17 protein-coding genes and 1 pseudogene are annotated in these 17793 nt (G+C 63.6%); 6 read left to right on the top strand and 12 right to left on the bottom strand.

The genetic code is table 11. From position 1 onward, the window contains the following. Nucleotides 1-246: pseudogene (locus APH28_RS15130) on the bottom strand (phage infection protein); the annotation flags it as partial. 339 nt (nt 247-585) lie between these two features. On the opposite strand from APH28_RS15130, the gene APH28_RS15125 reads away from it, so the two are divergent. Continuing rightward, on the top strand, nt 586-2652 hold the full coding sequence (locus tag APH28_RS15125) for an AsmA family protein (protein WP_060510603.1): 2067 nt from the start codon (nt 586-588) through the stop codon (nt 2650-2652). Nucleotides 2653-2679: 27 nt separating this feature from the next. Here the strand turns inward: APH28_RS15125 and APH28_RS15120 are convergent, their stop codons facing one another. Both APH28_RS15120 and osmE read right to left on the bottom strand, forming a co-directional pair. After that, entirely contained in the window at nt 2680-3210 is a 531-nt protein-coding gene (locus APH28_RS15120; RefSeq protein ID WP_060510601.1) for a bacterioferritin, read from the bottom strand. Between the two features lie 49 nt (nt 3211-3259). Next, nucleotides 3260-3601, bottom strand: coding sequence for an osmotically-inducible lipoprotein OsmE (osmE, locus tag APH28_RS15115; RefSeq protein WP_060510598.1), 342 nt, complete (start codon nt 3599-3601; stop codon nt 3260-3262). Between the two features lie 125 nt (nt 3602-3726). On the opposite strand from osmE, the gene APH28_RS15110 reads away from it, so the two are divergent. Beyond that, the gene (locus APH28_RS15110; protein WP_060510596.1) at nt 3727-4617 is read left to right on the top strand and encodes a triacylglycerol lipase; all 891 of its coding nucleotides are present in this window, start codon (nt 3727-3729) and stop codon (nt 4615-4617) included. On the opposite strand, the gene APH28_RS15105 is transcribed toward APH28_RS15110, so the two are convergent. Further along, nucleotides 4614-5486, bottom strand: a complete 873-nt coding sequence (locus APH28_RS15105) for a DMT family transporter (RefSeq protein ID WP_060510594.1) — start codon at nt 5484-5486, stop codon at nt 4614-4616. The genes APH28_RS15110 and APH28_RS15105 overlap by 4 nt on opposite strands. Before the next feature lie 139 nt (nt 5487-5625). Between APH28_RS15105 and APH28_RS15100 the strand changes: the two genes are divergently transcribed. Together APH28_RS15100 and APH28_RS15095 are read left to right on the top strand one after the other, a co-directional pair. Further along, a complete protein-coding gene (locus tag APH28_RS15100; RefSeq protein ID WP_060510591.1) occupies nt 5626-5913 on the top strand; it encodes a PsiF family protein in 288 nt (95 codons plus the stop codon). Between the two features lie 58 nt (nt 5914-5971). Then, nucleotides 5972-6979, top strand: coding sequence for an AI-2E family transporter (locus APH28_RS15095; RefSeq protein WP_060510589.1), 1008 nt, complete (start codon nt 5972-5974; stop codon nt 6977-6979). Nucleotides 6980-7113: 134 nt separating this feature from the next. Here the strand turns inward: APH28_RS15095 and APH28_RS15090 are convergent, their stop codons facing one another. Then, entirely contained in the window at nt 7114-8385 is a 1272-nt protein-coding gene (locus APH28_RS15090) for an Hsp70 family protein (RefSeq protein WP_060510587.1), read from the bottom strand. Nucleotides 8386-8548: 163 nt separating this feature from the next. Between APH28_RS15090 and cbpA the strand changes: the two genes are divergently transcribed. Further along, nucleotides 8549-9520 (top strand): curved DNA-binding protein, encoded by a 972-nt coding sequence (gene cbpA / locus APH28_RS15085; RefSeq protein WP_060510585.1) that lies wholly within the window; start codon nt 8549-8551, stop codon nt 9518-9520. A 2-nt stretch (nt 9521-9522) separates the two neighbouring features. Then, complete coding sequence (locus APH28_RS15080) at nt 9523-9828, top strand: chaperone modulator CbpM (protein ID WP_060510584.1); 306 nt, start codon at nt 9523-9525, stop codon at nt 9826-9828. 103 nt (nt 9829-9931) lie between these two features. Here the strand turns inward: APH28_RS15080 and APH28_RS15075 are convergent, their stop codons facing one another. The 7 genes from APH28_RS15075 to cycA all read right to left on the bottom strand — a co-directional run bounded on the left by APH28_RS15075 (nt 9932) and on the right by cycA (nt 17713). Continuing rightward, nucleotides 9932-10447, bottom strand: coding sequence for a GNAT family N-acetyltransferase (locus APH28_RS15075; protein WP_060510583.1), 516 nt, complete (start codon nt 10445-10447; stop codon nt 9932-9934). 31 nt (nt 10448-10478) lie between these two features. Further along, nucleotides 10479-11177: an urea ABC transporter ATP-binding subunit UrtE gene (gene urtE / locus APH28_RS15070; RefSeq protein ID WP_054887828.1), complete on the bottom strand. Its 699-nt coding sequence runs from the start codon at nt 11175-11177 to the stop codon at nt 10479-10481. Between the two features lie 131 nt (nt 11178-11308). Next, complete coding sequence (gene urtD, locus APH28_RS15065; RefSeq protein WP_082432306.1) at nt 11309-12166, bottom strand: urea ABC transporter ATP-binding protein UrtD; 858 nt, start codon at nt 12164-12166, stop codon at nt 11309-11311. Beyond that, complete coding sequence (gene urtC, locus APH28_RS15060; protein ID WP_060510582.1) at nt 12163-13242, bottom strand: urea ABC transporter permease subunit UrtC; 1080 nt, start codon at nt 13240-13242, stop codon at nt 12163-12165. Before urtC ends, urtD begins: the two co-directional genes overlap by 4 nt. After that, complete coding sequence (urtB, locus tag APH28_RS15055) at nt 13242-14771, bottom strand: urea ABC transporter permease subunit UrtB (protein ID WP_371263087.1); 1530 nt, start codon at nt 14769-14771, stop codon at nt 13242-13244. The genes urtC and urtB overlap by 1 nt, the downstream gene beginning before the upstream one ends. Before the next feature lie 82 nt (nt 14772-14853). Then, complete coding sequence (gene urtA, locus APH28_RS15050; protein WP_060510580.1) at nt 14854-16119, bottom strand: urea ABC transporter substrate-binding protein; 1266 nt, start codon at nt 16117-16119, stop codon at nt 14854-14856. A gap of 187 nt (nt 16120-16306) precedes the next feature. Further along, on the bottom strand, nt 16307-17713 hold the full coding sequence (cycA, locus tag APH28_RS15045) for a D-serine/D-alanine/glycine transporter (protein ID WP_060510579.1): 1407 nt from the start codon (nt 17711-17713) through the stop codon (nt 16307-16309). Nucleotides 17714-17793 lie beyond the last annotated feature (80 nt).

Raw genomic sequence — 17793 nt, 5'->3', positions numbered from 1 at the left:
GCGATCCGAGCCACCTTCGGCTACACGGCCAGACTGTTCGATCAGGCGATCCGAGCCACCTTCGGCTACACGGCCAGATTGTTCGATCAGACGGTCCGAACCACCTTCGGCAACGGTGTTCAGCGGTTGGGCGATTTCTGCGGCGCTGGAGCGCGATTCGGCGGTCAGGTGCTGGTCGGCAGCTGGCAGGGCGAAGGCGTTGGCAGCAAGGATGGACAGGGTCAGGGTCAGCAGGGTGCGTTTCATGGTTCGGTGCTCCTCTCGGGGGCTGGAAAGTGGGTACGAAACCAATGCTACGCGCGGTGACGCCAGAGAGAAGTTCATACGGGTAATGGTAACAATCGACCGTATTGATAGCGTTTTACAAAGGCTCTATCTCGGTACTTTTGAGGTGTTGTGTGGCTATTTGCCGGCAATGACTTGAAGTCACACGAGCCATTGGCCGAGACCAAAAGCCAAGCAAAAAACCGGAAAAAACTGGCTATCATGGCCGTCTTCGATAAAACCCAGCGGGTTTTCATCAGTCGGAGATATGAATGCCATCGTTACGCCTGCTTTTCGCCATGCCGCCAGGAGAATTCCGCAATGACGCGTCCCGCCAGAATCCTCATCTGGACCTTGACCACCCTGTTCACCCTGCTGGCGATCCTGGTGGTGATCATCGCCACCTTTGACTGGAACCGCGTCAAGCCGCTGCTCAATGAGAAGGTGTCCGAGGCCTTGCACCGGCCGTTCGCTATCAATGGCAACCTGGCCGTGCACTGGCGCACCGAGCCGGAAGAAGGCGGCTGGCGCGCCTGGGTGCCGTGGCCGCACCTGATTGCCGAAGACCTGACCCTGGGCAACCCCGACTGGCTCAAGGAGCCGCAGATGGTCGGCCTGGAGCGTGTGGAGTTCCGCCTGGCGCCGCTGCCGCTGCTGTTCCAGCAGATCAGCATCCCACGCATCGACCTGACCAAGCCCACCGCCAGCCTGACACGCCTGGCCGATGGCCGCGCCAACTGGAACTTCGACTTCGGGCCCAAGGCCGAGAACGAAGAGCCGTCCAAGTGGCAGCTGGACATCGGTGCCATTGGTTTTGACCAAGGTAATGTCAGCTTCGACGACCAGACTTTGAAAACCAGCATGAAGGTACAGATCGACCCGCTCGGCAAACCGATCCCCTTCAGTGAAATCGTCGGCAAGGCAAATGCCGAGAAGGCTGGAGGCGCCCAGGATTACGCGTTCGGGCTCAAGGCCCAAGGCCGCTACAAGGGCCAGCCAGTGTCCGGCACCGGCAAGATCGGTGGCCTGCTGGCGCTGCAGGATGCCAGCCAGCCGTTCCCGTTGCAGGCTGACGTGCACATCGCCGATACCCATGTGGTGCTCGCCGGCACCCTGACCGACCCGCGCAACCTCGGCGCGCTGGACCTGCGCCTGCGCTTGTCCGGCGCGAGCCTGGGCAACCTCTACCCGCTGACCGGCGTGACGTTGCCCGACACGCCGGCCTATTCCACCGATGGTCGGCTCAGCGCAAACCTGCACGCTGCTGCGGGCGCGGCCTTCAACTACCAGGGTTTCAACGGCAAGATCGGCGACAGCGACATCCACGGCGACCTGGCCTTCGTTGCCAGCCAGCCGCGGCCCAAGCTCTCCGGTAACCTGGTATCCAACCAGCTGCTGTTCAAGGACCTGGCCCCGCTGATTGGCGCCGACTCCAATGCCGAACAGAAAGCCCGCGGCGGTGCCAGCAAACAGCCGGCTGACAAGGTGCTGCCGGTGGAGGAGTTCCGCACTGAACGCTGGCGCGCCATGGACGCCGACGTCACATTTGCCGGCAAGCGCATCGTGCACAGTGAAAAACTGCCCTTCAACGACCTGTCCGCCCACGTGATCCTCGAAGACGGCCTGCTGCGGCTGGAGCCGCTGCGCTTTGGCGTGGCCGGTGGCAACCTGGCGTCGAACATCCGCCTCGATGGCCGCAACGTGCCGCTGCAAGGCCGCGCACAGCTGACGGCGCGTGGCTTCAAGCTCAAGCAGCTGTTCCCCACTTTTGCGCCGATGCAGACCAGTTTCGGCGAGCTGAACGGCGATGCCGACATCAGTGGCCGTGGCAACTCGGTGGCGGCGTTGCTGGGCACGGCTAATGGCAACCTGCGCCTGCTGATCAATGATGGCGCCATCAGCCGCAGCCTGATGGAGATCGCCGGGCTCAATGTGGGCAACTATGTGGTGGGCAAACTGTTCGGTGACGAGGACGTCAAGATCAACTGCGCGGCGGCGGATGTCGGGATCAAGGACGGGCTGGCGACTACGCGGTTGTTCATCTTCGATACCGAGAACGCGATCATCTACATCAACGGCACGGCCAACTTTGCCAGTGAGCAGCTGGACTTGAAGGTCACCCCGGAATCCAAGGGGTTGCGGTTGTTCTCGCTGCGGTCGCCACTGTATGTGCGTGGGCCTTTCGTCAAACCGAGCGCAGGGGTTCAGGCGGTGCCGCTGGCCTTGCGCGGGGCGGGGATGGTGGCGTTGGGCGTGGTTGCCGGGCCGGCAGCCGGGTTGCTGGCGCTGGTGGCGCCCAGCAGCGGTGATGAGCCCAACCAGTGCGCACCTTTGCTGCAGCAGATGAAAGCCGGCAATGCGCCGGCTGCGGTGAAAAAACAGAAATAGAAAGGGGCGCAAAGCGCCCCTCAGCCATTACAGCCCCTGAAGCAGATCGGACATGTCGTCCGCGTGCTCTTCTTCCTGGGCCAGGATGTCTTCGAAGATCCGCCGGGTCGTAGGGTCTTTGTCGCCGATGTACTGAATGATCTCGCGATAGCTGTCGATGGCAATCCGCTCCGCCACCAGGTCTTCCAGTACCATCTCCTTAAGGGAATTGCCCGCAACATACTGCGCATGGGAATTCTTGCTCAGATTGTCCGGGTTGAAATCCGGCTCACCGCCCAACTGTACGATGCGCTCGGCCAGCTTGTCGGCGTGCTCGGCTTCCTGGTTCGCGTGCTCGAGGAACTCGCTGGCGGCCACGCTGGCCTTGATCCCGCTGGCCATGAAGTAGTGGCGCTTGTAGCGCAGCACGCAGACCAGTTCGGTGGCCAGCGACTCGTTGAGCAGGCGCAGGATCTCCTGGCGGTCGGCGTGGTAACCCTCGGTCACCGCGCCTTGCTCTACATGCTGGCGGGCACGCTCGCGCAAGGTTTGCACATCGGTCAGTTCAACATTGCTCATGATTGTCTCCAAACAGATCAGGACGGTAGGTCAAAGTGGGACGGGACGCTCAAGCGCCGAGGGCGGCTTTGCTGTCCTCTTCTCGTTGCTTGCAAGTCTTGAAACCCTTGGCATCGACATGGCCAGTGGCGTCAAAGCGCACGTAGTACGGCTGTTGTTGACCGTCGCGGTTAAGGATGTAGTCGTTGCAGGTACCCCCGTGAGGCAGGTCGATCACGTTCGACGGGCTGCCGCCGATAGCAATGACCTTCTGCATGGTCATGCCGTTCTCCACCTGCTTGACCAGCGGCTCGTCGCGGTAGGTGACGTAGTCCACCGGGTTTTCCGGGCGGTTGCTGCAGGCGGCCAGCGCTGCGCCAGCCAGAAGGATTGCCAGGGTCTGCTTGTACATGGTCCCGCTCCTTGCAAAGGGTCTGTTCTGGTTTGGAACCGCACGGTGCGTCAGGAGTTCGATTGCTATGGTCATCGAAGCGGCGCTAGTGTTGGCCGAACGTCCACGGAAAGGGGGCTCAAGCCATGCAGCAGGAATTGGCCACGCGATACCCGTTGGTGCTGGTGCCGGGCATGCTCGGTTTTGTTCGGGTGCTGCTCTACCCGTACTGGTTCGGCATTGTCCCGGCCCTGCGCAAGGGCGGCGCGCAGGTGTTCCCGGTGCAGGTCTCGCCGCTTAATTCCAACGAGGTGCGTGGTGAGCAGTTGCTGGCGATCATCGAAGACATCTGCCAGCGCACCGGCGCGGCAAAGGTCAACCTCATCGGCCACAGCCAGGGAGCACTGAACGCGCGCTATGCGGCGGCCAAACGCCCGGATAGGGTGGCCTCGGTCACATCCGTGGCGGGGCCCAATCAGGGTTCGGAGCTGGCCGACCACCTTGAGCGTACGGCGCCAGGTGATTCACCCCAGGGGCGCATCCTCAAGGCCATCCTGCATGGCCTGGCGGTGATGCTGGTATGGCTGGAAACCGGCTGGCGGCGCGACCCGCTGCCGGTCGACGTGCATGCCTCGCACCAGGCCTTGACCTGCGCCGGCGTGGCCCTGTTCAACCAGGCTTATCCACAGGGGTTGCCGGAAACCTGGGGTGGGGAGGGGGCGTATGAAGTGAATGGCGTGCGCTACTACTCCTGGTCCGGCACCGTGCAGCCCGGGCTGACCGATCAGGGGCGCAACCGTTTCGACGGCAGCAGTTACTTCTGCCGGCTGTTCGCGCGCAGTTTCGTCAAGGAAAGGGGCCATTGCGACGGCATGGTCGGGCGATTCAGCTCGCACTTGGGGCAGGTGATCGGCGATGACTTTCCGCTCGATCATCTGGATATCGTTAACCAGTCGCTGGGCGCCGTGGGTAAGGGTGCCGAGCCGCTGCGGCTGTTCACCGAGCATGCGGCCCGGCTCAAGGCGGCGGGGCTCTAGCGACGTACCGGCGTGGTCCAGCGCTCGGCCAGAATCACCCCGACCAAGGTCAGCAAACCACCGATCAGGTGATAGCTGGCCAGCCGTTCGTCGAGGACCACCGCGGCGATCAGTGCGGTCACCACCGGTAGCAGATTGAAGAACAGCGTGGTACGGCTTGGCCCCAGTCGGTGCACGGCCTGCATCCACACCAGCGGGGCGATCATCGAGGCGAGCACGCAGGCGTACAGCACCAGGCCGATATTGTGGCCGTTCAGGCCAGTCTTGTCCGAGAGCAGGAACAGCGGCAGCAACACCAGGATCGCCACCAAGACTTGCAGGTACAGCAGCTGCAGCGGTGGCAGGCGCAGCTGCCATTTCTTCAACAGGAAGCTGTACAGCGCGTAGGCCAAGGTCGCCACCAGCATCAGCAGGTCGCCGCTGTTCAAGCCTTGTTCCAGCAGAATGCCCGGTTGGCCGGCGGAGACCACTTCCAGCACGCCGACGAACGACACCACGGCACCCGCCAAGGCGCCGTAGCTCAGGCGCTGGCCCAGCCAGGCGATGGAAAGCGCCAGTGACATCAATGGCATCAGCGAGAGGATGATCCCCATGTTGGTGGCGCTGGTGATGCCGGCGGCAAAGTACGCCAGGCTCTGATACACGGCCATGCCCAGTACGCCGAGGATGGCGACCTTGCCCAGGTGCGGGCGGATGGCCGCACGGTTGCGCCACACGGCGGGCAGCAGGAAAGGGGTGAACAGCGCGCCGGCCAGCAGCCAGCGGTAGAAGCCGATTTCGGCAGGGTGGATGGCGCCGGCCGACATCTTGGTGACCACGGTATTGCCGGCCCAGATGAGGATGGCGAAAAGGGGGAACGCGTAATTCATGCAGCAACAGACTCTTTCGTTTTGGCAGTGACGCCTGGCTGGCCATTATGAAGGCCCATGCCCGGGCAAAATGTAAAAAATCTTGTCTACACTCAGGCGCATGTCCGTGCATCGGGCACGGAGTCAAGGAGACCACTCCATGAAAATGCTGCACATGCCTCTGCTGGTGTTGGCCGTGTTGTTCAGTGCGCAAGGATTTGCCGCCAACACGGCGCAACAGGAAAAGATGAAAACCTGCAACGCCGACGCCACCACCAAGGCCCTCAAGGGCGATGAGCGCAAGGCGTTCATGAGCACCTGCCTGAAGAAAGACGTACCACAGTCGCAGCAGGAGAAGATGAAGACCTGCAACGCTGACGCCACCACCAAAGCCTTGAAAGGTGACGAGCGCAAGACGTTCATGAGCGACTGTCTGAAGAAGAAGTGACCTGCGCCCTCAAGGCTGGCAGACTGCGGGCATTCCCGCCGTCTGCCGTCGAGGCTGTATGACTTTCACCCCCCGTCAGATCACCCTGGCCAGCCTGATCATCGTCATGGCTGGGCTGTTGCTGGCCCTCCCCTTGAAACTGCTCCCCAGCCTGCTCGCCGGGCTGCTGGTGTTCGAGCTGGTGAACATGCTCACCCCACGCCTGCAACCGCTGATCGCCGGGGAGCGTGCGCGCTGGCTGGCCGTGGCGCTGCTGGGGGTGCTGGTGGTCAGTATGCTGACCCTGCTGATTGCCGGTGCCTTCAGCTTCCTGCTGCACGAAGCCGAGAACCCCGGCGCCTCGCTGGACAAGTTCATGACCTTGGTCGAACGCGCCCGCAGCCAGCTGCCACCGTTCATTGAAGCTTACCTGCCGGCCAGTGCGGCGGAGTTCAAGGTGGCCATCGGTGACTGGATCAAGAGTCACCTGAGCGACCTGCAACTGGTCGGTAAGGGCATGGCGCATATGTTCGTGACGCTGCTGATCGGTATGATCCTCGGCGCTATCATCGCCCTGCAGCGCATTCCTGACGTGTCACGGCGCAAGCCCCTGGCCGCGGCGCTGTTCGAGCGGCTGAACCTGCTGGTGCAGGCGTTTCGCAACATCGTCTTCGCGCAGATCAAGATCTCGATGCTCAACACCGCGTTCACCGGCATTTTCCTCGCCGTGGTGATGCCGTTGTTTGGCGTGCACCTGCCGCTGACCAAGACGCTGATCGTGCTGACTTTCCTGCTCGGGCTGCTGCCTGTGATCGGCAACTTGATGTCCAATACCCTGATCACCATCGTCGGCATGTCGCTGTCGATCTGGGTGGCGGCGGCGGCGCTGGGCTATTTGATCGTGATCCACAAGGTCGAGTACTTCCTCAACGCGAAGATCGTCGGTGGGCAGATCAGGGCCAAGGCATGGGAGCTGTTGCTGGCGATGCTGGTATTCGAGGCGGCGTTCGGCTTGCCGGGGGTGGTGGCGGGGCCCGTGTATTACGCCTACCTGAAGAGTGAGCTGCGGCGGGCCGAGCTGGTCTGATTATTTGTTGACCTGTACCGGCCTCTTCGCGGGCTCGCCCGCTCCCACAGGGACTGCACAGCTTTCGGGTACTGTGCGATCCCTGTGGGAGCGGGCAAGCCCGCGAAGAGGCCGGCACAGGTTACAGAGAGGTATCAGGCAGCGCCGTAGCGCTTGCGGGCCTCGATGGCCAGGCCGCTACCGATGCTGCCAAAGATGTTGCCTTCCACATGCCGCGCATTCGGCAGCATCGCCGCCACGCTGTTGCGCAGTGCCGGAATGCCGCTCGAACCGCCGGTGAAGAACACCGTATCGACCTGGCCCGCGCTCACGCCGGCCTTGGCCAGCAACTCGCTCACACTGCCGCGTACCCGCTCCAGCAGGCCTTCGATGGCTTCTTCGAACAGCGCTCGGGTCAAGTCCACACCCAACTCGCGTTCCACGCGGCTAAGGTCCACGCGACGGCTGACCTGCTCGGTCAGCTCGATCTTGCTGGCTTCCACTTCCATCGCCAGCCAGTGCCCGGCGCGCTCTTCGATCAGCTTGAACAGGCGATCGATACCCAGGGTGTCCTCGATGTCGTAGCGCATATTGCCCAAGGCCAGCTGCGACTTCTGCGAGTACAGGGCGTTGATGGTGTGCCAGGTGGCCAGGTTCAGGTGGTAACTGGTCGGCATCAGTGCACCGCTCTTCATCCGGCTGCCATAGCCAAACAGCGGCATCACGCCCTGCAGGCTCAGCTGCTTGTCGAAGTCGGTACCGCCAATGTGCACGCCACCGGTGGCGAGGATGTCACTCTGGCGCTCGGCCACCAGGTGGCGTTCGGGCGACAGGCGGATCAGGGTAAAGTCCGACGTACCACCGCCGATATCCACGATAAGCACCAGTTCTTCACGGCTGATGCCCGACTCGTAGTCGAACGCAGCGGCAATCGGCTCGTACTGGAACGACACGTCCTTGAAGCCGATCTTGCGCGCCACGTCGGCCAGGGTGTCTTCGGCCTCCTGGTCGGCGGCCGGGTCTTCGTCGACGAAGAACACCGGGCGGCCCAGCACCACCTGGTCGAATTCACGACCAGCGGCAACCTCGGCGCGCTTTTTCAGCTCGCCGATGAACATGCCCAGCAAGTCCTTGAACGGCAGGGCGCTGCCCAGCACGCTGGTGTCATGCTTGATCAGCTTGGAACCCAGCAGGCTCTTCAGCGAGCGCATCAGGCGGCCTTCGTAGCCTTCCAGATATTCGTGCAGTGCCAGGCGGCCATACACCGGGCGGCGCTCCTCGATGTTGAAGAACACCACCGACGGCAGGGTGATCTTACCGTCTTCAAGGGGGATCAGCGACGAGGCGCCCTCGCGGTGCCAGCCGACCGTGGAGTTGGAGGTGCCGAAGTCGATACCCAGCGCGCGGGCCGGCGATACGTCAGACATGGGAAAAAGCTTCCGGAGGCAAAACGGCCGCGCAGTGTATGCCAGTTAGCTACAGAATCAAGACCGATCGTCTGCCTTGAAGCAACCCCAAGCGAACCTTGAAAGGCTATGCTTGACCCCTATCTTCAGATGCAACACGAAAATTCACATTGGTGATCCAACGATGGACTTCAAAGACTATTACAAGATACTCGGCGTAGAGCCCACGGCGGACGAGAAGGCGATCAAGGCCGCGTACCGCAAGCTGGCGCGCAAGTATCACCCTGACGTCAGCAAGGAGCGCGACGCCGAGGACAAATTCAAGGAGGCCAACGAGGCCTACGAGGTGCTGGGTGACGCGCAAAAGCGTGCCGAGTTCGACGAGATCCGCAAGTACGGCGGCCAGCACGGCCGGCCGTTCCAGGCGCCACCAGGCTGGCAGAGCCGTGGCGGTGCGGGTGGCGCTGGCGGCGGCTTCGAGGGCGGCGACTTCTCCGACTTCTTCAGCTCGATCTTCGGTGCCCGCGGCGGTAACCCGTTCGGTGGTGGTGGCGGCCGGCAACAACAACGCAGCGCCGGCAGGCGAGGGCAGGACGTGGAACTGGAACTGGCAATCTTCCTGGAAGAAACCCTGAGCAAGGAATCCAAGCAGATCAGCTTCCAGGTGCCGCAGACCAACGCAGCCGGCCAGCGCACCGGGTTCACCACCAAGACCCTGAACGTGAAGATCCCCGCCGGGGTCACCGACGGCGAGCGCATCCGCCTCAAGGGCCAGGGCGCGCCAGGTGTTGGCGGCGGCGCCAACGGCGACCTGTTCCTGACCGTGCGCATGGCACCGCACCCGCTGTTCGATGTCGAAGGCCATGACCTGATCATCACCGTGCCGCTGGCACCGTGGGAAGCAGCCCTGGGCACCAAGGTGGCGGTGCCGACCCTGACCGGCAAGATCAACCTGACCATCCGCCCCGACAGCCAGAGCGGCCAGCGCCTGCGCGTGCCGGGCATGGGCCTGGCGAACAAGAACGGCGAGCGCGGTAACCTTTACGCGCAGCTGAAAGTGGTGATGCCGCCAGCCTCCGATGCGGCTACCCGTGAACTGTGGACCCAGCTTTCCGAGAAAGCGGCGTTCGACCCGAGGACACAATGGAGTAAGTGATCATGAGCAGCACCCTGATCGTTCAACTGGACATGCGTACCCTGTGTCAGGAGGCCGATATCACGGCTGACTGCGTGATCGAGATTGTCGAACACGGCATTGTCGAACCTTCGGGGCGAACGCCGGAGGATTGGGTGTTCGACGATCAGGCGCCGCTGTTGGCCAAGCGCGCGGCGAAGCTGCATCAGGAGCTTGAACTGGAGTGGGAAGGGGTGGCGCTGGCGCTGGAGCTGCTGCAGGAAGTGCAGCAGTTGCGCAGTGAAAACAGCATGCTGAGGCAGCGGTTGGGCCGATTTACCCAGATGTAAGGTGTGCAGGCCCGGCCTCTTCGCGGGACAAGCCCGCGCCTGCAGGGTCACTCGATACCTGTAGGAGCGGGCTTGTCCCGCGAAGAGGCCGGGCCTGCATGACTCAGGTTGGTTCAGCCCCCGGGTTCAGCACCAGCTGCATGAAGGTCAGATCCAGCCAGCGGCCGAACTTCACCCCCACCTGCGGCATCTGCCCGGTCACCACGAAGCCCAGCCGCTCATGAATGCGCACCGACGCGGCATTGCCGCTCTCGATGGCCGCAACCATCACATGCTTGCCGCACCCACGCGCACGCTCGATCAACGCTGCCATCAGCACCGGCCCCAGGCCCTTGCCACGCTGGTCACCGCGCACATACACCGAGTGTTCCACGGTCAGGCGGAAGCCCTCGAACGGCCGCCAGTCGCCAAACGACGCGTACCCCAGAACGCCGGTGTGATCCACGGCCACCAGGATCGGGTAACCCTGCTGCGCCCGTGCGTCGAACCAGGCCTGGCGGTTGCCCAGGTCCACCGGGGTTTCGTTCCAGATCGCCGTGGTGTTGCGCACGGCGTCGTTGTAGATGTCGAGGATGCCTGGCACGTCGGTGGCCAGGGCGTCGCGGATTTCGTAACTCATGACAGCGTCTCGCAGGGTCGTTGATTGCAGGTTAAATGGTTACCAGCCCGCGCACACCTTCGGCCTGCATGTTTTCACCGCGGCCACGTTGGATGATCTCGCCACGGGCCATGACCAGGTACTGGTCGGCCAGTTCTTCGGCGAAATCGTAGAATTGCTCGACCAACAGGATGGCCATGTCGCCGCGCTCGGCCAGGCGCCGGATCACCGCGCCGATTTCCTTGATCACCGACGGCTGGATACCTTCGGTGGGCTCGTCGAGGATCAGCAACCGCGGGCGGCTGGCCAGGGCACGGCCGATGGCCAGCTGTTGCTGCTGGCCACCGCTCAGGTCGCCGCCACGGCGCTGTTTCATCTGCTCCAGCACCGGGAACAGTTCGTAGATGAATGCAGGTACTTCGCGTGCCTCGCGGGCGGGAAAGCGCGACAGGCCCATCAGCAGGTTTTCTTCGACGGTCAGGCGCGGGAAGATCTCCCGGCCCTGGGGCACGTAGGCGATCCCGGCGTGCACCCGCTGCTGGGGCTTGAGCGTGGTGATCGGCTTGCCTTCCCACTCGACGCTGCCTTCGCGGGCTGGCACCAGGCCCATCAGGCAGCGCAGCAGGGTGGTCTTGCCCACCCCGTTGCGCCCGAGCAGGCAGGTGACTTCACCGACCTTGGCTTCGAAGGACAGGCCGCGCAGGATGTGGCTGCCGCCGTAGTACTGGTGCAGGGTGTCGATCTTGAGCATGTGCGTGTTCCTGAAAGTGTTGCTGTGCCTGTGCCGGCCTCTTCGCGGGGCAAGCCCGCTCCTACAAGGATCGCGTTTCCCCTGTAGGAGCGGGCTTGCCCCGCGAATGGGCCGACACAGGCTTCCTGTGTCTAGCGGCCCAGATAAACCTCGACCACCCGCTCATCCGCCTGCACCTGCTCCAGCGAACCTTCCGCCAGCACGCTGCCCTGGTGCAGCACGGTGACATGGTCGGCAATGCTGCCGACGAAGCCCATGTCATGCTCCACCACCATCAGCGAGTGCTTGCCGGCCAGGCCCTTGAACAGTTCGGCGGTGAACTCGGTCTCGGCGTCGGTCATGCCCGCCACCGGCTCATCCAGCAACAGCAGTTGCGGCTCCTGCACCAGCAGCATGCCGATCTCCAGGAACTGCTTCTGCCCGTGCGAAAGCAGGCCTGCCTGGCGCTGGGCCAGCGGCAGCAGGCGCAAGGTGGTCAGCACTTCCTCGATGCGCTGGCGCTGTTCACCGTTCAGGCGCGCGGCCAGGCTGGCCCACACCGACTTGTCGGCCTTCAGGGCCAGCTCAAGGTTCTCGAACACCGTCAGCGCCTCAAATACGGTGGGCTTCTGGAACTTGCGGCCGATGCCGGCCTGGGCGATCTGGTACTCGCTCATGCGGGTCAGGTCGAGGGTGTCGCCGAAGAAGGCGCTGCCGGTGTCGGGGCGGGTCTTGCCGGTGATCACGTCCATCATCGTGGTCTTGCCGGCGCCGTTGGGGCCGATGATGCAGCGCAGTTCACCAACGCCGATGTACAGGTTCAGCGCGTTGAGGGCCTTGAAGCCGTCGAAGCTGACGCTGATGTCTTCAAGGGTCAGCACCGTGCCGTGGCGGGTGTCCAGGCCAGCCTTGCGGCGTTGGCCCAGGCCAATGGCGTCGCGGCCGGCGCCGAGGTTGTCGAACACCGGTTCGAGCATGAATTCCGGGTGTACGGGGGGCACGCCTCTCATGGCTGGCTCCTTTTCTTCAACAGGCCCACTACGCCCTTGGGCAGGTACAGGGTCACGAGGATGAACAGCGCACCGAGGAAAAACAGCCAGAACTCCGGGAACGCCACGGTGAACCAGCTCTTCATGCCATTGACCAGGCCGGCACCGAGCAGCGGGCCGATCAGCGTGCCGCGCCCGCCCAGGGCGACCCACACGGCCGCTTCGATGGAATTGGTCGGCGACATCTCGCTGGGGTTGATGATGCCCACCTGGGGTACATACAGCGCACCGGCCAGGCCGCACAGCACGGCGCTTAGCACCCACACCAGCAGCTTGAAGCCGCGCGGGTCGTAGCCGCAGAACATCAGCCGGTTTTCAGCGTCGCGCACCGCGGTGAGCAGGCGGCCGAACTTGCTCTGGGTCAGGCGCCAGCACAGGTACAGGCTGGCCAGCAGCAGGCCGACGGTAAGCAGGAACAGCACCGCGCGGGTGCCTTGGGCGGCGATGTCGAAACCGACGATGGTGCGGAAGCTGGTGAAGCCGTTGTTGCCGCCAAAGCCCGTTTCGTTACGGAAGAACAGCAGCATGCCGGCGAAGGTCAGCGCCTGGGTCATGATCGAGAAGTACACGCCCTTGATCCGCGAGCGGAAGGCAAACCAGCCGAACACCAGTGCCAGCAACCCCGGCGCCAGCACCACCAGGCACAGGGCCCAGGCGAAGTGCTGGGTACCGGCCCAGTACCAGGGCAGTTCGGTCCAGGAGAGGAAGGTCATGAACCCCGGCAGGCCGTCACCGGCTGCCTGGCGCATCAGGTACATGCCCATGGCATAACCGCCGAGGGCGAAGAACAGGCCGTGGCCCAGCGACAGCAACCCGGCATAGCCCCAGACCAGGTCCAGCGCCAGGGCGACGATGGCGTAGCAGAGGATCTTGCCGACCAGGGTCAGGGTGTAGGCCGACACGTGCAGCGCGTGGTCAGCCGGCAGCAGCGACAGCAGCGGCAGCGCCACCAGCAGCAGGACGACGACCGCGCCAATGGCCAGCGACAGCCGTGGCCCGGCCTTTTGCGTAGCGGTGACAAGCAGTGGCTGGTTCATCAGTCGATTACCCGTCCCTTGAGGGCGAACAGGCCTTGCGGGCGCTTCTGGATGAACAGAATGATCAACGCAAGGATGAGGATCTTGCCGAGCACCGCACCGATCTGCGGCTCCAGCAGTTTGTTGGCGATACCGAGGCCGAACGCTGCCCACAGGCTGCCGGCCAGCTGCCCGACGCCGCCGAGCACCACCACCAGGAACGAGTCGATGATGTAGCTCTGGCCCAGGTCCGGGCCGACGTTGCCGACCTGGCTCAGGGCCACGCCCCCGAGCCCGGCGATGCCCGAGCCGAGGCCGAAGGCGAGCATGTCGACACGCCCGGTGGAGACGCCGCAGCAAGCAGCCATGTTGCGGTTCTGGGTGACGGCGCGCACGTTCAGCCCCAGCCGAGTACGGTTGAGCAGCAGCCAGGTGAGCAGGACTACGGCGAGGGCGAAGCCGATGATCACCAGGCGGTTGTACGGCAGCACCAGGTTGGGCAGCAGCTGGATGCCGCCAGACAGCCAGGCCGGGTTGCTGACCTCGACGTTCTGCGCGCCGAACAGCAGGCGGATGGCCTGGATCAGGATCAGGCTGATGCCCCAGGTGGCCAGCAGGGTTTCCAACGGGCGGCCGTACAGGTGGCGGATGACGGTTCGCTCCAACGCCATGCCGACCCCGGCGCTGACCATGAAGGCCACAGGCAGGGCGATCAGTGGGTAGAACTCGATGGCGCCAGGGGCGTAGCGCTGCAGCAGCACCTGGACCATGTAGGTGCTGTAGGCGCCGAGCATGAGCATCTCGCCGTGGGCCATGTTGATCACTCCAAGCAGGCCGAAGGTGATCGCCAGACCGAGCGCCGCCAGCAACAGGATCGAGCCCAGCGACAGGCCGCTGAAGGCCTGGCCGAGCAGTTCGCCGACCAGCAGCTTGCGCTTGACCTGGGCCAGGCTGGTTTCGGCTGCGGTGCGCACGGCCGCGTCGCTCTCGGCGTCGGGTTGCAGCAAGGCTTCGAGGCGGGTGCGAGCCAGCGGGTCACCGGTTTCACCGAGCAGACGCACGGCGGCCAGGCGTACCGCAGGTTCGCTGGCGCCCAGTTGAAGGTTGGCCAGGGCCAGGCCGAGGGCGGCGTGCACTGCGGGGTCCACTTCGAGGGCGAAGCGCCGGTCGAGGAAGGCCATCTGCGCGGGCTGCGCGCTCTTCTGCAGTTGCTGGGCGGCGGCCAGGCGGGTGGCGCTCTCGTTGCTGAGTAACTGGTGGCTGGCCAGGGCGTTGTCGATCAGGCCGCGCAGGCGGTTGTTCAGGCGCACTTTGCGCGTGTCATCGGCGGCGATGCGGCCCTGGCGCAGGTTGTCCAGCAGCGGCAGGCGCGCGGCATCGGGTTGCGCCGCCCAGCCTTCGAGCAGTTGGGCTTGCTCGGCGGGCTTGGCGGTGAGGAAGAATTCGCCCTCGCTGGCCTGGGTGGCCAGGGGCAGGAGCAGCAGGAGGGTGAACAGGAGTCTGAGCATGCGGGCAATCCTGGAAATCGGCGGTGGATTCTTCGCGGGCATGCCCGCTCCCACAGTTACTTTGCAGGTCTGGATGTGGGAGCGGGCGAGCCCGCGAATGGGCTGCAGAGCAGCCCCAGTGCACTCAGTTACCTTTCACTGCATAGTCCGGCCGTTTGTCGTTACCCGGAATGAACGGGCTCCACGGCTGTGCCCGCAGCGGCTGCTCGGTTTCCCACACCACACTGAACTGCCCGTCATCCTGGATTTCGCCGATCATCACCGGCTTGTGCAGGTGGTGGTTGGTCTTGTCCATGGTCAGGGTAAAGCCTGAAGGCGCCTTGAAACTCTGCCCGGCCAGTGCCTCACGCACCTTGTCGACATCAGTGGACTTGGCCTTCTCGGCAGCCTGGGCCCACATGTGAATGCCCACGTAGGTGGCTTCCATCGGGTCGTTGGTCACCGCCTTGTCGGCGCCTGGCAGGCCCTTGGCCTTGGCGTAGGCCTTCCAGTCGGCGACGAACTTCTGGTTGGCCGGGTTATCCACCGACTCGAAGTAGTTCCACGCCGCCAGATGGCCCACCAGCGGTTTGGTGTCGATACCGCGCAGCTCTTCTTCGCCCACCGAGAAGGCCACCACCGGCACGTCGGTGGCTTTCAGGCCCTGGTTGGCCAGCTCCTTGTAGAACGGCACGTTGGAGTCGCCGTTGACGGTGGAGATGACCGCCGTCTTGCCGCCAGCGGAAAACTTCTTGATGTTGGCGACGATGGTCTGGTAGTCGGCGTGGCCGAACGGGGTGTACACCTCTTCGATGTCCTTGTCGGCCACGCCCTTGCTGTGCAGGAACGCGCGCAGGATCTTGTTGGTGGTGCGCGGGTAGACGTAGTCGGTGCCCAGCAAGAAGAAGCGCTTGGCGCTGCCGCCGTCTTCGCTCATCAGGTATTCCACGGCCGGGATGGCCTGCTGGTTGGGCGCGGCGCCGGTGTAGAACACGTTCGGCGACATCTCTTCACCCTCGTACTGCACCGGGTAGAACAGCAGGCCGTTGAGTTCCTCGAACACCGGCAGCACCGACTTGCGCGACACCGAGGTCCAGCAGCCGAACACCACCGCGACCTTGTCCTGGGTCAGCAGCTGGCGGCTCTTTTCAGCGAACAGCGGCCAGTTGGAGGCCGGGTCGACGACAACCGGTTCGAGCATCTTGCCGTTCACGCCGCCCTTGGCGTTGATCTCGTCGATGGTCATCAGCGCCATGTCCTTGAGCGACGTCTCGGAAATCGCCATGGTCCCCGACAGCGAATGCAGGATGCCGACCTTGATGGTTTCGGCGGCCTGGATGCTCCAGCTCAGGCCCATCGCCGCAAGCGATGCGCTGAGGGTAAAGGCCTTGATCAGACTGCGACGCTTCATGTGCTCTCTCCGCTGAGTTTTTATGGTGTTGGCCAAAGCGGGGAGGGGCGTTGCAAGGGGTGTGCCTAGTGGCGGAAGGTGCGCAATAGAGGGGTTGTGCGAGGTGTTGGGGCGTTTTGCCGATCCAGGTTGGTGCCTGGGATAGGGGTGTGCACAGGATTGGGGCTGCACAGCAGCCCCAGCAACATCAGCCGTTACGCACAGCCGAGCGCGGATGACGACGGCTACGCACGAACTGATAGGTGACCGCCAGCAGCAGGAACCAGATCGGCGTCACCACCAGCGCCGAGCGGGTATCCGCTTCCAGGCTCAGCAGCACCAGGATGAAGGCAAAGAACACCAGGCACACGTAGCACATGAAGCGCCCGCCCGGCATCTTGTAGTTCGACGCCTGGTGCAGCGCGGCGCGGTGCTTGCGGTACTTCAGGTACGACAGCAGGATCAGCGTCCAGACGAACATGAACAGCACCGCCGAAACGGTGGTGACCAGGGTGAACGCTTCGACCACGTTCGGCACCAGGTAGATCAGCACTGCACCCAGCAGCAGGCAGGTACAGGAGAAGAACAGGCCGTTGGCCGGCACCGAGCGGCTCGACAGTTTCTCGAACGCCTTGGGTGCATCGCCTTCTTGTGACAGGCCGTAGAGCATGCGGCTGGTGGAGAACACGCCGCTGTTGGCCGACGAGGCTGCCGAGGTCAGCACCACGAAGTTGATGATGCTCGCCGCCGCCGGCAGGCCGGCCAGCACGAACAGTTCCACGAACGGGCTCTTGCCTGGCACCACGTCGCGCCATGGCGTCACCGCCATGATGGCGATCAATGCCAGTACATAGAACACGATGATGCGGATCGGGATGGAGTTGATTGCCCGCGGCAGGGTGCGCTCGGGGTTTTTCGCTTCGGCGGCGGTGGTGCCGACCAGTTCGATGCCGACGAAGGCGAATACTGCAATCTGGAAACCGGCGAAGAAGCCCATCAGGCCATTGGGGAACATGCCGCCATCATTCCACAGGTTGGCCAGCTGTGCCGTGCGCCCGCTTGGCGAGGTGAAGCCGGTGATGACCATGTACAGGCCGGTGGCGACCAGGCCGAGGATGGCGACGATCTTGACCAAGGCGAACCAGAACTCCAGCTCGCCGAACATCTTCACCGTCACCAGGTTCAGCGACAGCAGCAGCCCGACGCAGGTCAGCGCCGGTATCCACTGCGGCAGGTCGGGGAACCAGAACTGCGTATAGGCGGCGATGGCGACCACGTCGGCGATGCCGGTGACCACCCAGCAGAACCAGTAGGTCCAGCCGGTGAAGTAGCCGGCCCAGGGGCCGAGCAGGTCGGCGGAAAAATCGATGAACGACTTGTAGTTGAGGTTCGACAGCAGCAGTTCGCCCATGGCACGCATGACGAAAAACAGCATGAAACCGATGATCATGTAGACGAAGATGATCGACGGCCCCGCCAGGCTGATGGTCTTGCCCGAGCCCATGAACAGGCCGGTGCCGATGGCGCCACCGATGGCGATCAGCTGGATATGGCGGTTGGTCAGGTTGCGCTGCAGATGTTGTTCATCTGGCGCGTTGGGAGAAGTGTGCGTCATCAAGCTGCATTCCCTTGAAAGGTCAGTCTTCTTGTCAGAGGTAGCCGGTTAGGCTAACACGCGCGTGCCAGATCGGGGCG

The organism is Pseudomonas sp. NBRC 111124 (genome assembly GCF_001320245.1).
Classification (GTDB): domain Bacteria; phylum Pseudomonadota; class Gammaproteobacteria; order Pseudomonadales; family Pseudomonadaceae; genus Aquipseudomonas.
This window is presented reverse-complemented; position numbering and strand designations above follow the sequence as displayed.

Bases quoted from the DNA above. Each gene is read 5' to 3' on its own strand.
- APH28_RS15125 (WP_060510603.1), top strand. From the start codon at position 586: ATGACGCGTCCCGCCAGAATCCTCATCTGGACCTTGACCACCCTGTTC.
- APH28_RS15120 (WP_060510601.1), bottom strand. From the start codon at position 3,210: ATGAGCAATGTTGAACTGACCGATGTGCAAACCTTGCGCGAGCGTGCC.
- osmE (WP_060510598.1), bottom strand. From the start codon at position 3,601: ATGTACAAGCAGACCCTGGCAATCCTTCTGGCTGGCGCAGCGCTGGCC.
- APH28_RS15110 (WP_060510596.1), top strand. From the start codon at position 3,727: ATGCAGCAGGAATTGGCCACGCGATACCCGTTGGTGCTGGTGCCGGGC.
- APH28_RS15105 (WP_060510594.1), bottom strand. From the start codon at position 5,486: ATGAATTACGCGTTCCCCCTTTTCGCCATCCTCATCTGGGCCGGCAAT.
- APH28_RS15100 (WP_060510591.1), top strand. From the start codon at position 5,626: ATGAAAATGCTGCACATGCCTCTGCTGGTGTTGGCCGTGTTGTTCAGT.
- APH28_RS15095 (WP_060510589.1), top strand. From the start codon at position 5,972: ATGACTTTCACCCCCCGTCAGATCACCCTGGCCAGCCTGATCATCGTC.
- APH28_RS15090 (WP_060510587.1), bottom strand. From the start codon at position 8,385: ATGTCTGACGTATCGCCGGCCCGCGCGCTGGGTATCGACTTCGGCACC.
- cbpA (WP_060510585.1), top strand. From the start codon at position 8,549: ATGGACTTCAAAGACTATTACAAGATACTCGGCGTAGAGCCCACGGCG.
- APH28_RS15080 (WP_060510584.1), top strand. From the start codon at position 9,523: ATGAGCAGCACCCTGATCGTTCAACTGGACATGCGTACCCTGTGTCAG.
- APH28_RS15075 (WP_060510583.1), bottom strand. From the start codon at position 10,447: ATGAGTTACGAAATCCGCGACGCCCTGGCCACCGACGTGCCAGGCATC.
- urtE (WP_054887828.1), bottom strand. From the start codon at position 11,177: ATGCTCAAGATCGACACCCTGCACCAGTACTACGGCGGCAGCCACATC.
- urtD (WP_082432306.1), bottom strand. From the start codon at position 12,166: ATGAGAGGCGTGCCCCCCGTACACCCGGAATTCATGCTCGAACCGGTG.
- urtC (WP_060510582.1), bottom strand. From the start codon at position 13,242: ATGAACCAGCCACTGCTTGTCACCGCTACGCAAAAGGCCGGGCCACGG.
- urtB (WP_371263087.1), bottom strand. From the start codon at position 14,771: ATGCCCGCGAAGAATCCACCGCCGATTTCCAGGATTGCCCGCATGCTC.
- urtA (WP_060510580.1), bottom strand. From the start codon at position 16,119: ATGAAGCGTCGCAGTCTGATCAAGGCCTTTACCCTCAGCGCATCGCTT.
- cycA (WP_060510579.1), bottom strand. From the start codon at position 17,713: ATGACGCACACTTCTCCCAACGCGCCAGATGAACAACATCTGCAGCGC.